General features: G+C 65.3%; 11 protein-coding genes. 7 read left to right on the top strand and 4 right to left on the bottom strand.

The window, feature by feature from the left end:
- The first annotated feature begins 318 nt into the window (after positions 1–318).
- The 7 genes from G6P99_RS42430 (at position 319) to G6P99_RS42400 (ending at position 10,019) form a co-directional block, all read left to right on the top strand.
- The gene (locus tag G6P99_RS42430) at positions 319–4,872 is read left to right on the top strand and encodes a beta strand repeat-containing protein (protein WP_165126375.1); all 4,554 of its coding nucleotides are present in this window, start codon (positions 319–321) and stop codon (positions 4,870–4,872) included.
- Complete coding sequence (locus tag G6P99_RS42425; protein WP_165126372.1) at positions 4,869–5,447, top strand: invasion associated locus B family protein; 579 nt, start codon at positions 4,869–4,871, stop codon at positions 5,445–5,447. Before G6P99_RS42430 ends, G6P99_RS42425 begins: the two co-directional genes overlap by 4 nt.
- A 23-nt stretch (positions 5,448–5,470) precedes the next feature.
- Entirely contained in the window at positions 5,471–6,193 is a 723-nt protein-coding gene (locus G6P99_RS42420; protein ID WP_156928442.1) for a hypothetical protein, read from the top strand.
- A gap of 199 nt (positions 6,194–6,392) precedes the next feature.
- Positions 6,393–7,265 (top strand): AraC family transcriptional regulator, encoded by an 873-nt coding sequence (locus G6P99_RS42415; RefSeq protein ID WP_029079393.1) that lies wholly within the window; start codon positions 6,393–6,395, stop codon positions 7,263–7,265.
- 100 nt (positions 7,266–7,365) lie between these two features.
- Positions 7,366–8,562, top strand: coding sequence for a CaiB/BaiF CoA transferase family protein (locus G6P99_RS42410; RefSeq protein WP_029079392.1), 1,197 nt, complete (start codon positions 7,366–7,368; stop codon positions 8,560–8,562).
- 64 nt (positions 8,563–8,626) lie between these two features.
- Entirely contained in the window at positions 8,627–9,370 is a 744-nt protein-coding gene (locus G6P99_RS42405; RefSeq protein WP_029079391.1) for an SDR family NAD(P)-dependent oxidoreductase, read from the top strand.
- 4 nt (positions 9,371–9,374) lie between these two features.
- A complete protein-coding gene (locus G6P99_RS42400) occupies positions 9,375–10,019 on the top strand; it encodes a glutathione S-transferase family protein (protein ID WP_029079390.1) in 645 nt (214 codons plus the stop codon).
- 55 nt (positions 10,020–10,074) lie between these two features.
- Here G6P99_RS42400 and G6P99_RS42395 read toward each other — a convergent pair whose 3' ends face one another.
- The 4 genes from G6P99_RS42395 to G6P99_RS42380 all read right to left on the bottom strand — a co-directional run bounded on the left by G6P99_RS42395 (position 10,075) and on the right by G6P99_RS42380 (position 14,498).
- Positions 10,075–10,917, bottom strand: a complete 843-nt coding sequence (locus G6P99_RS42395) for an ABC transporter ATP-binding protein (protein ID WP_029079389.1) — start codon at positions 10,915–10,917, stop codon at positions 10,075–10,077.
- 76 nt (positions 10,918–10,993) lie between these two features.
- Entirely contained in the window at positions 10,994–12,319 is a 1,326-nt protein-coding gene (locus tag G6P99_RS42390; RefSeq protein WP_035976421.1) for an ABC transporter substrate-binding protein, read from the bottom strand.
- 106 nt (positions 12,320–12,425) lie between these two features.
- On the bottom strand, positions 12,426–13,553 hold the full coding sequence (locus G6P99_RS42385) for a branched-chain amino acid ABC transporter permease (protein WP_029079387.1): 1,128 nt from the start codon (positions 13,551–13,553) through the stop codon (positions 12,426–12,428).
- Between the two features lie 15 nt (positions 13,554–13,568).
- Positions 13,569–14,498 (bottom strand): branched-chain amino acid ABC transporter permease, encoded by a 930-nt coding sequence (locus G6P99_RS42380; RefSeq protein ID WP_084518351.1) that lies wholly within the window; start codon positions 14,496–14,498, stop codon positions 13,569–13,571.
- Positions 14,499–14,504: the final 6 nt, after the last annotated feature.

Below are 14,504 nucleotides of genomic sequence, written 5' to 3'. Positions count from 1 at the left end.
GCCGTGTGGCGTGCAGATCGTTCAACTTGTGAGACGATCTGCCAGCTATTTGGACGGGCTGCTGAGTGACGCTGGCAGAATTGTGTCTATCATTTTGCAACATGACGACTCGGGGCATTTTGATGGGGCGGTCGAGCGAGCGCTGGGTGGCAAGAGCGCGCTCGCTGAACGCGACACATCGCTGGCCAGGACCGGAAGGCGCGCGCACATCGCGCCGTCTTCACTTCTCCACCTGCGTTCCCAGAGAACACGCAGGTTGGCACAGTCCGCGGCGTAGCTCCCCGGCGTCTGGACAAGATGTCACAAAGGGGACGCGCCATGGCTGTCGCATGGAACTCTGTTGCACGCGTGAGATCGCAAGGCTTCGTCCGGAGCTGGGTCGCATCTGCAGATGCGGACAGCCGTTCGCTGCGCCGCCGGCTGATGGCGGTGCTGCGCCAGGCACACCGGAGACTCGGCGTCAAGCGTGACCGGCTCGGGCTCGGCTCACTCGGTGCCGGCGGTGCGGTCGGCGCGCTGCTCGTCGTCATGGGAATCATGACCCCGCAGGCGGCGTTCGCGCAGGTTGCCATCGGCAATGGTGTTTTGAGCAACCCCGCCAACTGCACCAATCCCACCGCTGCAACTGCAGGCAGCACTGCTATTGGTTGCGGCGCCCATGCTGCCGGCACCACCGCAACCGCCATTGGCGCCAATACCAATGCGAATGGCCAGAATTCCCTGGCGGTAGGCGATTCGAACACCGCAAACGGCGATGGTTCGATCATCGTGGGCTATTCCAACTCCGTGAACGGCCTGAATGCGATCGGTATGGGTGTGTTTGCGAACGCGACCGGCACCAACGCTCTCGCCATAGGTGGGAACGCGCATTCCACCGGGGACGGATCCTCATCCTTCGGCGTCAACACCACTGCAAATGGAGTGGGTGCCTTAGCGCTAGGATCGACGGCGAGCGCCTCCGGTGGCGCCTCGATCGCGATTGGATTGTCCTCCGCTGCCTCATCTCCAAACGGCTCGGGCACGGCCATCGGGGTCAGCTCCAAAGCAAACGCCGGAGTCGGCGGCGGGTCGCCAATCGCCATCGGCACGAATGCCAATGCCAGCGGGACCGCGCCCGCCGGCTTCACGTTCGAGGCTGTTGCGCTCGGCACGGGTTCCACCGCCACGGGGGCCTGGTCGACCAGCGTCGGCCCAAGCGCTTCAGCGACGGGCACGGGCTCCAGCGCTTTCGGCACGTCGGCCACGGCGTCGGCAAATCAGGCCACCGCAGTTGGTAACGGGGCGACCGCTTCCGCGGTAGGGGCCGCAGCCGTGGGATACCTCGCCAATGCCAGCGGCTCCAACGCCGCGGCCTTTGGCATCCAGTCGGCCGCGTCGGGCATCAGTTCGTTGGCCGCCGGCAACCTCGCCAAGGCGTCAGCGGATTTCAGCGTTGCCTTGGGCAATCAGTCGCAGGCACTGAGCACCGGGGGCTCGGTCGCGATCGGATCGGGCGCAATCGTCAACAGTGCAGCGACGGGCGGCATCGCACTCGGCAACAATGCGGCATCCGCCGGCATCAGTTCGATCGCGACCGGCGTTGGAGCCAGTGCCGCCGGCACAAGTTCGCTGGCGATCGGCACTGCCTCAAATGCGAGTGCCGCCGCCAGCACTGCGGTTGGCAACACAGCCGTTGCCAGCGGCCAAAACGCCTCCTCATTCGGGTCTGGAGCGAGCGCGGCAGGAGACAACTCTCTCGCGGCCGGCGTCAGCGCCAACGCCAGCGGAGTCGCCAGTACCGCGCTCGGCATCGGCGCCAAGGCGTCGGCTACAAGCGCCATCGCTATTGGTAACAATGCCGCGGCCAGTTCCGCCAACGCGGTGGCCTTGGGCACCAACGCGGTGGCGACCGGCGGCCAGGCGGTCTCGATCGGCGCGAACAACACCGCCTTTGGCAACGGCGCGGTGGCGATCGGCGATCCCAGCTATGCGAGCGGCACCGGCGCCTTCACCGGCGGCGCGAATAACATCGCCAACAGCGACGGCACGGCCAGCGCCACCGCCGCCAACCAGGCCAACGGCGCCGTCGCGATCGGCAACAACAACAAGGCGATCGGGCAGGGCTCCGTGGCGCTCGGCAATGGCTCCACCGCGGGCGCCGCCGGTCTTGCGGGCAATGTCGCACTGGGCAACGGCGCCACGGCGGCGGCAAAATCCGGCGATGTCGCGCTCGGCTCCGGCAGCGTCACGGCTGCCGCGGTCGGCACGCCAAATGCGGTCGTCAATGGCATCACGTATGGGAACTTCGCCGGCACCACGCCCGGGTCCACGATCAGCGTCGGCGCGGTCGGCGCCGAGCGGACCATCACCAACGTGGCGGCGGGCCGGGTCACGCAGACCTCGACCGATGCCATCAACGGCTCGCAGCTCTACAGCGTCGCCAACACGCTGACGAGCCAGATCGCCGCCGGCGCGATCCACGACTACAGCGTCAACAGCACGACGCCGGGAACCGACACCAACTACAACAACGCCGGAGCCACCGGCGCCAATGCGCTCGCGGCCGGCGTCAGTGCGAGTGCCGCCGGCGCGAGCAGTGTTGCGGTCGGCACTGGCGCCGCGGCACGGGCGTCATCCGATACGGCGCTCGGTTCGGGCGCGCTTGCCGCGTCGCTCAGCAATTCGCCGCTGACCGGGGCCGTTGCCATCGGTGCGGGGCAGGCCACGAATGATGGTGCCATCGCGATCGGCAACGCCTTTGGCGGCGGTCCGAAGGCATCCGGTCGCGATTCGATAGCTCTCGGCACCGACGCGACCGCCGCCAACGCCGGCGCTGTCGCGCTCGGCTCCGGCAGCGTCACGGCTGCCGCGGTCGGCACGTCAGGCATCACCATCGGCACCACCGCCTACAGCTTCGCCGGCACGACGCCGCTCTCGACCGTCAGCGTCGGCGCCGTTGGTGCCGAGCGCACCATCACCAACGTCGCCGCGGGACGGATCAGCAACGGCTCGACCGATGCGATCAACGGTTCGCAGCTGTTTGCCGCCACCTCGGCGATCGACAGCCTCTCGACCGTCGTCAGCAACGGCCTGACGCATTATTATAGCGTCAATGACGGCGGCACCCAGCTTGCGAACTACACCAACAACGGTGCGACCGGTGCGAATTCGATGGCCGTCGGCATCGCCGCCTCGGCGACGGCTGCGAACTCCACCGCGCTCGGCTTCAACACCCAGGCCACGGTCGCCGACGGCGTCGCGATCGGCTCGGGTTCGATCTCCAACCGCGCGCTCGCGCCGGCGTCCGGCACGATCGGTGGCACCATCATCCCCTTCAACACCACCGATCTCACGCTGCTCGGCGCGGTGTCGGTCGGCAATGCGACGAGCTACCGGCAGATCACCAATGTGGCTGACGGCACCCAGTCGAGCGACGCCGTCACCGTGCGGCAGCTGACCGGTGCACTGTCGTCGTTCGCGACCACGACGACGAAATACTTCCACGCCAATTCGACGCTCGCGGATTCCCTCGCGGTCGGCAACAACTCGGTCGCGGTAGGTCCGCAGACCGTGGTCAATGGCGACAACGGCATCGGCATGGGCTTTGGCGCAACCGTGGCGCAGACCGCACCCGGCGGCATTGCGATCGGCCAGAATTCGGTATCCAACTTCGCCGATTCGATCGCGTTCGGAACCAATGCGCAGGCCAGCGGCATCCAGTCGGTGTCGATCGGCGCAGGATCCCAGACGACCAATCCGACCAGTGTCGCGCTCGGTCCGAATGCCAAGGCGACGGCGCAGGCCGGCGACGTCGCGCTCGGTGCCAATTCGACCACCTCGACCGTGGTCGCGACCGCCAACACCACGATCGGCGGCACCACCTACAACTTCGCCGGCACGACGCCGACCTCGACCGTCAGCATCGGCAGCGGCGGTTCGGAGCGTACCCTCACCAACCTGGCCGCGGGGCAGATCAGCGCGACCTCGACGGACGCGATCAACGGCTCGCAGCTCTGGGCCACCAACACCTCGCTCGACGCGCTCTATACCACCGTCAACAACATCTCTACCGGCAGCGGCGGCATCAAGTACTTCCACGCCAATTCGACCGCAGCGGATTCCTCCGCCACCGGCGCGGAGAGCGTCGCGATTGGACCGCAATCGGTCGCCAGCGGCGCCAACGCGATCTCGATGGGCAATGGTTCCGCAGCGTCCGCGGCCAACTCGGTCGCGATCGGTGCCGGCGCCAAGGCGACGCAGGCCAACTCGCTGGCGCTCGGTGCGAACTCGACCACCACGGCCAATCTGAGCGATGCGGCCTATACGCCTGTCGTCGGCAAGACCGTCGCGGGGGTTGCGACCGGCGAAGTCTCGGTCGGCTCGTCCGGCGCCGAACGCCGCGTCACCAATGTCGCCGCGGGCTCGGCGGCGACCGATGCGGTCAACGTCAGTCAGCTCCAGGCGGTTGCGAGCGGCTCGATCCGCTACGACACCGATGCCTCCGGCAACACCACCAACAAGGTGACGCTGAACAGTGGCGGTAGCGGGCCGGTGACGATCAGCAACGTGGCGGCGGGCGTCGCGGGCACCGATGCGGTCAACGTCAACCAGCTCAACAGTGCGTTCCAGCAGCTCAACGGCCAGATCGGCGAGGTGCGGCAGGACGCCTGGCGTGCGGCCGCGATCGGCATGGCCGCCGCGTCGCTGCGCTATGACGACCGGCCCGGCAAGATCAGCGCATCGGCGGGCGGCGGCGTCTGGCGCAGCCAGGGCGCGCTCGCCTTCGGCATCGGCTACACCAGCGAGAACGGCCGGCTGCGCAGCAACGCCGCGGCAACCACCGCCGGCAGCGACTGGGGCGTCAGTGCCGGCGTGAGCCTGACGCTCAATTGACCCTGGCGTCGACGAGGCGGCTGGCATGTCTGGCTTTTGCAATCTGGCTCTGCGCGGCGGGGAGTGCGGCCGCGCAGGGCGCGCCGCCGTCCGCCTATGCCGTGAAGCCGTCGGACGTCGTGGTGCCGGAGGGCGAGACGCTCGGCGAGTTCAGACGGATGATCCAGCCGTTTCGGAACTGGACCCTGATCTGCGACGAGAGCCTGAAATCGAAGCGCCGGGTCTGCAACGTCACGCAGTCGATCGTCAACGCGCAGGGCGCGGTCGCCTTCAACTGGTCGCTGATTGCGACCGCCGACGGCAAGCCGCTGATGGCGATGCGCATCCCTGCAGCCGCCGGGGTCGGCGCGCAGATCGAGCTCGCCATGGGTGATAGTCCGGACCGCATCGTCGCGCAGACCGATCGCTGCGATGCCAGTTTCTGCTTCGCCACGATTGCGATCGGCAATGTGCTGAGGCGGCACATCCGCGCGGCAACGCCGTGCCTTGTGTCCTATCAGCTGCCGCAAGCAGGGCCGATCGTGCTGACGGCGCCGCTCGACGGACTGTCCGGTGTGCTGGCGAAGCTGAAATGATGGACAAGAGGACGAATACGCCGATGCGACTGAAGACCCCCATCCTGATTTTCGCGGCGGTCGTCGTGGCGGCGCTCAGCGCGGCCGGCGTCGTGGGCTATGCCCAGCAGATGCAGCCTGCCCAGGCGCAGCCGATGCCGCTGCAGCAGGGCGCGCCCGCGCCGGCCAAGAAACCCGCCGCCGCCGCGAAGCCGCAGCCGCACAAGTCGCGTCCGCAGGAAGCACAGCCGCAATCGCCTGCGGTATCGGCGCCGCCGCAGCAGGCGGCGCAGCAGCCGACGGTGTTCGACGATCATGCGCGGCAGGGCAACATCGTGACCTGCGCCAATCTGTTCGGGACGCTCGGCCGCGGTCTCGCGATGAACTCGAACTACACCGCGCAGTCGCAATGGGATGCCAAGGCCGGCAATTCCCATTCGGTGCAGTCGCTGGTCGCGCTCGCACCTGGCCAGGCCGCGCAAGGCAATGCGCAAGGTAACGCGCAAGGCAGCGCGGCGCAGCAGGCCGCCGGCGTAGTGTTTGCCTCGCCGGTTGGATCGTCCTGTGAAGGCAATCTGGTGCGGGTGACGCCACGCACGGAGAGCTGCCCGACAGTTGCCGCCGAGCTCGCCAAGCTCAATGGGCAGAGCGGCGCGCTGGGCGAGCTCTCGACCGTCGCGCTGCCGAACGGCGCGCAAGTGATGCTGATTCCGTTCGGCAATGCCTGCGTCGCGGTGACGGCGCTGCGGATCGCCGCCGGGGGATGACGCGCGGTTGATCGACGCTGGGTCACGCGCGCTCGCCGCGCCGCTTCGGTCGGCGCGACGTTACCGGTAGCCGCAATCAGCAGCATCACGGTTCCGTGCGCCGCGACAGTCCAGCGACAAGGGGCTGGATTTTTCCTCCGGGATAGTCAATTCTGATTCAGAACTTACCCATCCGTGCCATACGCGGAGGAGATATCCCATGGAGGAAGCGCGTCCGGAGCAGTATGTCCGCCAGGTCGGCGGTGAACTTGTGTCCTCCGTCATCGCGCGGTCGAAGCCGATCCGGGTCGAGCTGCTCAGCCGGACCTCGCGGCCCCGCATGAACTGGCATTTCCGCCAGCCTGAACTGACCCTGTTCTGGTTCCGCAACGGCTGCTCGCAATTGCGCGCCACGATCAATGGCCGGCCGGTCGAATCCGAATTCTCCGAGGCGGCCAATCTCGCGCTGTTTCCCGCCGGCACCGAGATCGAGGGCGAATGGTCGGTCGGGCCGGCGTTCGATTATGTGGTCGTGTTCCTCGATCCAAAGTTCGTGCAGAGCCGTCTCAACGGCGTGATCGAACGGCCGGCGCTTGCGTTCGGCCATGACCAGCTCTGCCGCGGCCTCGCCGAGCTCAGCCAGGAAGCCGCCACACCCGACAATCTGTTCGATCTGTTCGCCGAGGGCTGGGCCAGCCAGGCGCTGGCCCATATCGCGCGGCTGTCGCGCGGCACAGAACCTGCGAAGCCCTTGAGCCGCGGCGGATTGCCGGCGCTCAAGCTGCGCAGGATCGAGGAGTTCGTCCGGGCAAACCTTGGCGAGACGATCTCGCTTTCGGCGCTGTCAGATGTAGCCGGCCTGAGCAAGCGGCATTTCCTGCGCGCCTTCCAGGAGAGCACGGGCACCAGCCCGCACCGCTATGTGCTCGATCTCCGCATCGACCAGGCCAAGCGCCGCCTCGGCGAGACCGATGACAGCGTGACCAGCATCGCGCTGGCGTCGGGCTTCAGCCACGCCCAGCATTTTTCGTCGGCGTTCAGGCAGGCCACCGGCATGAGCCCGTCGCTGTTCCGGCAGCAGTGCCGGGCCTGAGTTTCGGCGCTTTTTTGCAAGTCGCGGCGGTTTCCCGGAAGCGCGGGCCTCTGCTCCATCGTACGCCGGCATGGCGTAAAATCGGAGAAGGAAGCAGCGCATGTCAGGACCATTGGCGGGAGTTCGCGTACTTGATCTGACCGGGGTCGTCTCGGGCCCGTTCGCGACGATGTTTCTGGCCGATCAGGGCGCCGATGTTCTCAAGGTCGAGCCGATCGGCGGCGACATCACCCGCCGCAGCCGGGCCAATGTCGACAAAACAGGCGAATTCTCGGCGCTGTTCATCTCGTCGAACCGCGGCAAGCGCTCGCTCTCGATCGACATGAAAACCGATGCCGGCCGCGACGTGCTGGGCAAGTTGGTGCTCGAGGCCGACGTGCTGGTGCAGAATTTCCGCCCCGGAACGATGGAACGTCTCGGGCTCGGTCCGGACGAGGTGCGCAGCAAGAATCCGCGGCTGATCTACGTCTCGATCAGCGGCGTCGGCGAAGACGGGCCCTACGCCAAGAAGCGGGTCTACGATCCGATCGTGCAGGGCTTGTCCGGCTTCTGCGATATCCAGGCGCAGCCGGTCACCAACCGTCCGCAGATGATCCGGACCATCGTGGCCGACAAGACGACGGCGGTCTATGCCGCGCAGGCGATCACCGCGGCGCTGTACGCCCGCGAGAAATCCGGCCGCGGCCAGCACATCCAGGTCGCGATGCTCGACGCGATGATCGCCTATCTCTGGCCGGAAGGCATGATGCAGTACACGGTGGTCGGCCGCGAGCAGACCACGTCGGATCCAAACGACCGTCCCGACCTCGTGTTCCAGACCTCGGACGGCTATCTCACCTGCGGGACCATCTCCGATTCCGAGTGGCAGGGCTTCTGCAGGGCCACCGGCGATCCGGAACTGGCCAATGATCCGCGTTTCGCCACGCCGGCCTCGCGCTCGGTCAACGCGACGGCGCGCATCAACAGGATGCAGGACTATATCGGCCGGCACACCACCGCCGAATGGTTGGCGCGGCTCGATGCGGCCGACGTGCCGTGCGCGCCGATCCTCCGGCGCGGCGAGATCATCGCCAACGAGCAGGTGGTTGCCCGCGGGCTGATCGCCGAGCTGGAGCAGCCCGGGGTCGGCACCGTGCGGCAGCCCAAGCCCGCGGCGCGGTTCGATGTCGATGCTGCCGCGATCGGCGGTCCGGCGCCGCGCATCGGTCAGCACAGCCGCGAGGTGCTGCGCGACCTCGGCTACGGCGATGCGGCCATCGAACAGATGATCGCCGAGAGGGCCGTGCGCGCGGTCTGAGCGGCCGCGCCACGCAACGTCACTATCCTTGAACAGAACAACCGCCGTCGGTGGGAGATGTCCTATGGCCGAGACAAACAAGACTGCCTTGCTGGTTGGCGCGGGCGACGCGATCGGCGCCGCGGTGGCGCGGCGCTTCGCGGCCGGCGGTTACACCGTCTGCATCGCGCGGCGCGATGCCGCGAAATCGAGCGCGCTGGTGGAGGAGTTGACCGGCGCCGGCGGCCAGGTGCATGCGCTCAGCGTCGACGCCCGGCGCGAGACCGAGGTGCAAGAGCTCTGCGAGCGGGTCGAACGCGAGTTCGGGCCGATCGAGGTCTGCCTGTTCAATGCGGGCTCGAACGTCAAGAAGGAGTTGCACGAGACCAGCGAAAAACTGTTCTTCAAGGCCTGGGAGCTCGCCTGCTTCGCCGGCTTCCTGGTCGGGCGCGAGGCGACACGGCACATGCTGCGGCATGGCCGCGGCACCATGCTCTTCACCGGCGCAACCGCCAGCGTGCGCGGCAGCAGCGGCTTTGCGGCATTCGCATCCGCCAAGTTCGGCCTGCGCGCGGTCGCCCAGGCGATGGCGCGCGAGCTCGGGCCGAAGAACATCCATGTCGCCCATCTCCTGATCGATGCCGGCGTCGACAGCCCGGCCATCCACCAGCGGATGAAGGTCGCCACGGGCATCGACGCGTCGGCGATCCCGCCTGACACGCTGACCCGCACGTCCTCGATCGCCGAGGCCTACTGGTTCGTGCACCAGCAAAGCCGCGACGGCTGGAGCCACGAGCTGGATCTGCGGCCCTCCGTCGAGAAATGGTGACGCCATGCCGGAAACGCTGACGCTGTGGGGGGTAGGGACATCGCGGACGATCCGGGCCCATTGGGCGCTGCACGAATTGGGACTGGACTATCACTGCAAGCCGATCCTGCCGCGCTCGGGCGAGACCAAGACGCCGGAATACACGTTGCTCAATCCGCGTCAGAAAATACCCCTGCTGCAGGATGGCGACTTCACGATCGGCGAGAGTGCCGCCATCGTCGCCTACCTGGCGCGCCATTACTCCAACCCGAACATCTCTCTTGTCCCGGTCGAGGAGCACGATTTCGCGCGATGGCTGGAATGGTGCTTCTTCATCGTGGCTGAACTGGACTCGACCAGCCTCTACGTGATGCGCCGCCACGGCCTCAAGGGCCTCGCGCATATCTACGGCCACGCGCCCGATGTGGTCGGAAAGGCCGCGGAGTATTTCCGCCAGCAACTGCGGCACGTCGAGGTCGCGTTGTCGGACGGCCGCCAATATCTGATGGGCGACCAATTCACCAGCGCGGATATCCTGCTGACCACCTGCCTGGTATGGGCGATCGATTACGGCGTCGGGGTCTGCGACGTCGCGACGCCGTACCTCGACCGCGTCACGGCACGGCCGGCCTACAAGGAGAGTGTCGCGGTCAACACTGTGAAGATCTGAGCGGTGACACGTGTCAGGGCCTCCGTGGCCGCTCAAAGGCAAACGTTGCCGTCGGCTAAGCGAGCCAACGCTTGCGCCTCTTGTAGTGCTTCACATCGCGATATGATTTTCGCTTGTCGCCGGCGATGCCAAGATAGAATTCCTTGACGTCCTCGTTGGCGGCGAGGGCGCGCGCTTCGCCATCCATCACCACGCGGCCGTTCTCGAGGATGTAGCCGTGGCTCGCATATCTGAGCGCCATATTGGTGTTCTGCTCGGCCAGAAGAAACGATACACCTTCCTTGACGTTGAGGTCCTTCACGATGTCAAAGATCTCCTCGACGATTTGGGGCGCGAGGCCCATCGAAGGTTCGTCGAGCAGGATCATCTTCGGGCGCGACATCAGCGCGCGCCCGATCACACACATCTGTTGCTCCCCGCCGGACGTATAGCCGGCGGTGGAACCGCGCCGCTCCTTGAGACGGGGGAAATAGGCATAGACCCGTTCCAGATCCTGCTTGATCGCGAACTTGCCATCCCTGCGCGTGAAGGCGCCGGTCAGGAGATTCTCTTCGACCGTAAGATGAGGGAAGGCGCGCCGCCCCTCCATCACCTGAATGCAGCCGCGTCGCACCACGTCGTTTGGCGACATGGACTTCACCTCGACGCCGTTGAACAGGATCGAGCCCTTGGTGACCTCGCCGCGCTCTGCGTGCAGCAGGTTGGAGATCGCCTTCAGCGTCGTCGTCTTGCCGGCGCCGTTGGCGCCGAGAAGCGCGACAATGCCGCCTCGCGGGACCTCCAGCGAGACTCCCTTCAACACGAGGATGACGTGATCGTAGACAACCTCGATATTGTTGACCGATAGAATCAGAGCTGCCGCTTCCGTCGCAGCGGTGACGACCTTGGCGATTGACACGCTCAGACCTCCAAACTGGAACAGGGGCCGGGATCCGGGAGTAGGCAAACCTGCCTCCCGGATCACTTGCACGGGCTCAGGTTTCTTTCGCGCAGTCGCGCGGCGTGATCTTCTTCTCCGCGGCATACTTCGCCGACACATCGGCCACGAGCGGTTCGATGAGCGATTCGTCGGCCGTGTACCAGTCGGAGATCACTTTCCAACCCTTGCCGTCCCATTGCTGGACGCGCCCGTAGCGCGCGCCCTCGTGGTCGGAGCAGGAAATGCTGACCGGCTTCAACATCCCCTCAAAGCCGAGTTCCTTGATCCGATCAGCGGTGAGGATGAGGTTCTCAAGTCCCCAACGGACCTGCTCGCCCGTCAGCGGTTTCTTGCCGAACTTTTCCTGCGCCTTGCGGATCGCCTCCACGCCGAGCATGGCGTTCGTCATGCCGCGGTTGTAGAGAACTTCGCCGATCTTGCCAGGTTCTGTCGAACCCTTGCCCTTGGTGTAGACGTACTTCTCTATCTCCGCGTGTGCCGGGAATTTTCCCGCGCCATGCTGAAGCATCAGCGACTTGTAGCCGGCGGCTTGATCACCTGCCGGCGTCACATCCGGCTCTGCGCCCGACCACCAAACACCGATCATCTTGTCGCGCGGATAGGCGACGGCGGCCGCTTCCTTGATTGCCGTGCTGTTCATGACGCCCCAGCCCCAGACCAGCACATAGTCCGGCCGATTCTGGCGGATCGCCAGCCATTGCGACTTCTGCTCGACACCGGGGTGGGTGACCGGGATCGGCGTGAACTCAAAGCCGTATTTCTGCGCCAACACCTGCAGCATCGGGATCGGTTCCTTGCCATACGGGCTGTCGTGATACAGCAGCGAAATCTTCTTGCCTTTCAGCTTGTCGAACCCGCCGAGCTCCTTGGCGGCGTGCTGGATCGCGATATCCGCCGCGGACCAGTAGGTGCCGAGCAGCGGGAAATTGTACGGGAACACCGCGCCGTTCTTGGAATCGGCGCGGCCGTACCCCATCGTGATGATCGGGATCTTGTCGGTCGTGGTCTTTTCGGTGAGCGCGAAGGTGATGCCGGTCGACAGCGGATTGATGAAGGCCGCGCCGGTTGGACCCTTGCTCTTGAGACGCTCATAGCACTCGACGCCTTTGTCGGTCGCGTAGGCGGTCTCGCACTCCTCGACCAGAAGCTTGACGCCGTTGATGCCGCCGTCGCGCTCGTTGATCAGGTTGTAGTAGTCGGCAACGCCGTTTGCGTAGGGCGCGCCATTCACGGCGTACGGTCCGGTCCGGTAGGACAGAATTGGAATGAACTGCTCGTTTTGCGCTGCGGCCGGTGCGCTAAACGCCGCGCCGGCCAAGGCGGTCGCTAGTATCAGTACACTGCGTGCAATACTTGCCATATTGATATCCTCCTCCTTAGAATCTCTCTTTTCGGTCTGCGATGCTTCCTTCCTCTCGGTTGTCAGCGGCCGCCATCCGCGTTGCGATTGAGGCGCGATCGCTCCTTCAATAGGGAAACGGCCAAAGTCTGAGCTTCTCCTTGCCGATCGATATCAGCCGGGCGAAGCCACGGGGTTCCTTGATCAGCAGATAACAGATCAAAGATCCGAAGATGATGAACTGGAGGTGCGTGATCGTTTGCGTCGACAGTGGCAGGCCGAGTTCGGTTGGAATCACATTCAGCATGATCGGCGCGATGAGGATGAAAGCCGCCCCGATGAACGAACCCATGATCGATCCGAGCCCGCCGATGATGACCATGAACAGAAGCTCCAGCGAGCGGTCGATCGAGAACGCAAGTGGCTCCCATGAACCGAGGTAGACGAACGCCCAGAGCGCACCCGCCACCCCGATGATGAATGAAGAGACCGCGAAGGCTGTGAGCTTGGCATAGAGCGGCCGGATGCCGATCAGTTCGGCGGCGATATCCATGTCGCGGATCGCCATCCACTGCCTGCCGAGATTGCCGCGAACGAGATTCTTCGCCAACACCGCCATCACGGTCACGAAGAGCAGACACAGCAGGTAGCGCTCGACCGGCGTGCGAACGACCATGCCGAAGAAATCCAGCGCCGGTGCATTGACCGATCCCGACGGGGCGTAGTTGGTGAACCAGGGAATTCGCAGGAACGCCCAATCGAAGAAGAACTGCGCGGCGAGCGTTGCGACCGCCAGGTAGAGACCCTTGATCCGCAGACTGGGAATGCCGAACAGGATTCCGGCACCCGCCGCCGTGAACCCGCCAAGCAGAATGGATGCCAGCACGGGCAACGGCGGCATCGAGATCGCGAAGCCCAGCCAGGCAAGCGGGATATGAACGCCTGTCGCCAGCTTGTAGGCGGAATAGGCGCCGATGGCCATGAACGCGCCGCTGCCGAGCGAAATCTGGCCGCAATAGCCGACAAGTATGTTCGTGCCGATGGCGGCGAGCGCCAGGATAAGGAAGGGCAGCAAGATCGCCCACAACAGATAGTCGGTGCGGAACGGCCAGATACGGAAGGTGGCCAACAGCGGCACGCCGACGAAAGCGATCGCGAGCAAGACGGCGAGCGCAATACGGTCCTGACGGATCGGAAAGATCGCCATGTCCTCCGCGTAGCTCGTCTTGAACTGGCCGGCCTCGCGATAAAGCACGACGAACTCCTTGTCTCAGATACGTTCGATGATCCGCTCGCCGAACAGCCCCTGCGGCCGCACGAGCAGCACCGCCAACGCCAACACAAACGCAAACCAATATTCGATGCCGCCACCGATGGATGGCCCCAGATACGCCTCGGCAAGCTTCTCGCCCGCCCCCACGATGAGCCCGCCGACGATGGCTCCCGGAATCGAGGTGAGGCCTCCGATGATCAGAACCGGCAGCGCCTTCAGCGCGAGAAAAGTGATGGAGAATTGCACGCCGAGCTTGGTCCCCCACACGGTCGCCGCGACCAGCGCAACGAGGCCGGCGGCAAGCCAGACGACGAACCAGATCCAACTGATCGGGATACCGACTGAATGCGCGGCCAAATGGTCGTCGGCCACGGCCCTGAGTGCGCGACCGGTCTTGGTACGCTGAAAGAAAATTGCGAGGCCGGCGACCAGGATGCCTGCGATCAGTGCGCCCCAGACATCCAGCTTGTTGACCAGAATCCCACCCGGGAACAAGCCTTCAAACAAAAACCAGGCGTCGGTCGGGAACAGCCGCAACGGGTAGACATCCGATCCGAAGATCATCTCCGCGGCGCCCTCGATGACGAATGTCACGCCGATCGTCGACATGAACAGCGTCAGGCCGTCCTGGTTGACCAGAGGTCCGATCACGAACCGCTCGATGAGCCAGGCCGTTGCCGCCATGATCACGGCGGCAAACCCGACAGCGAGGACGACCGCGACCCAAAGCGGAAAGCCGTTGGCGACCAGGAGGTCGAGGGAGCGAACCAGCGCCAATCCCGCGAGCAATACCATTGCTCCCTGAGCATAATTGAATACGCCGGATGCCTTGAAGATCAGCACGAAGCCGAGCGCGACCAGCGAATAGAGCACGCCGGACATCAATCCGCCGATCAGGACCTCGAGAAACTGACCCAGTGCGATCATGGACGC

Source organism: Bradyrhizobium sp. 6(2017), assembly GCF_011058295.2.
Classification (GTDB): domain Bacteria; phylum Pseudomonadota; class Alphaproteobacteria; order Rhizobiales; family Xanthobacteraceae; genus Bradyrhizobium; species Bradyrhizobium septentrionale.
This window is presented reverse-complemented; position numbering and strand designations above follow the sequence as displayed.

Bases quoted from the DNA above. Each gene is read 5' to 3' on its own strand.
- G6P99_RS42415 (WP_029079393.1), top strand. From the start codon at position 6,393: ATGGAGGAAGCGCGTCCGGAGCAGTATGTCCGCCAGGTCGGCGGTGAA.
- G6P99_RS42410 (WP_029079392.1), top strand. From the start codon at position 7,366: ATGTCAGGACCATTGGCGGGAGTTCGCGTACTTGATCTGACCGGGGTC.
- G6P99_RS42405 (WP_029079391.1), top strand. From the start codon at position 8,627: ATGGCCGAGACAAACAAGACTGCCTTGCTGGTTGGCGCGGGCGACGCG.
- G6P99_RS42400 (WP_029079390.1), top strand. From the start codon at position 9,375: ATGCCGGAAACGCTGACGCTGTGGGGGGTAGGGACATCGCGGACGATC.
- G6P99_RS42380 (WP_084518351.1), bottom strand. From the start codon at position 14,498: ATGATCGCACTGGGTCAGTTTCTCGAGGTCCTGATCGGCGGATTGATG.
- G6P99_RS42420 (WP_156928442.1), top strand. From the start codon at position 5,471: ATGCGACTGAAGACCCCCATCCTGATTTTCGCGGCGGTCGTCGTGGCG.
- G6P99_RS42390 (WP_035976421.1), bottom strand. From the start codon at position 12,319: ATGGCAAGTATTGCACGCAGTGTACTGATACTAGCGACCGCCTTGGCC.
- G6P99_RS42430 (WP_165126375.1), top strand. From the start codon at position 319: ATGGCTGTCGCATGGAACTCTGTTGCACGCGTGAGATCGCAAGGCTTC.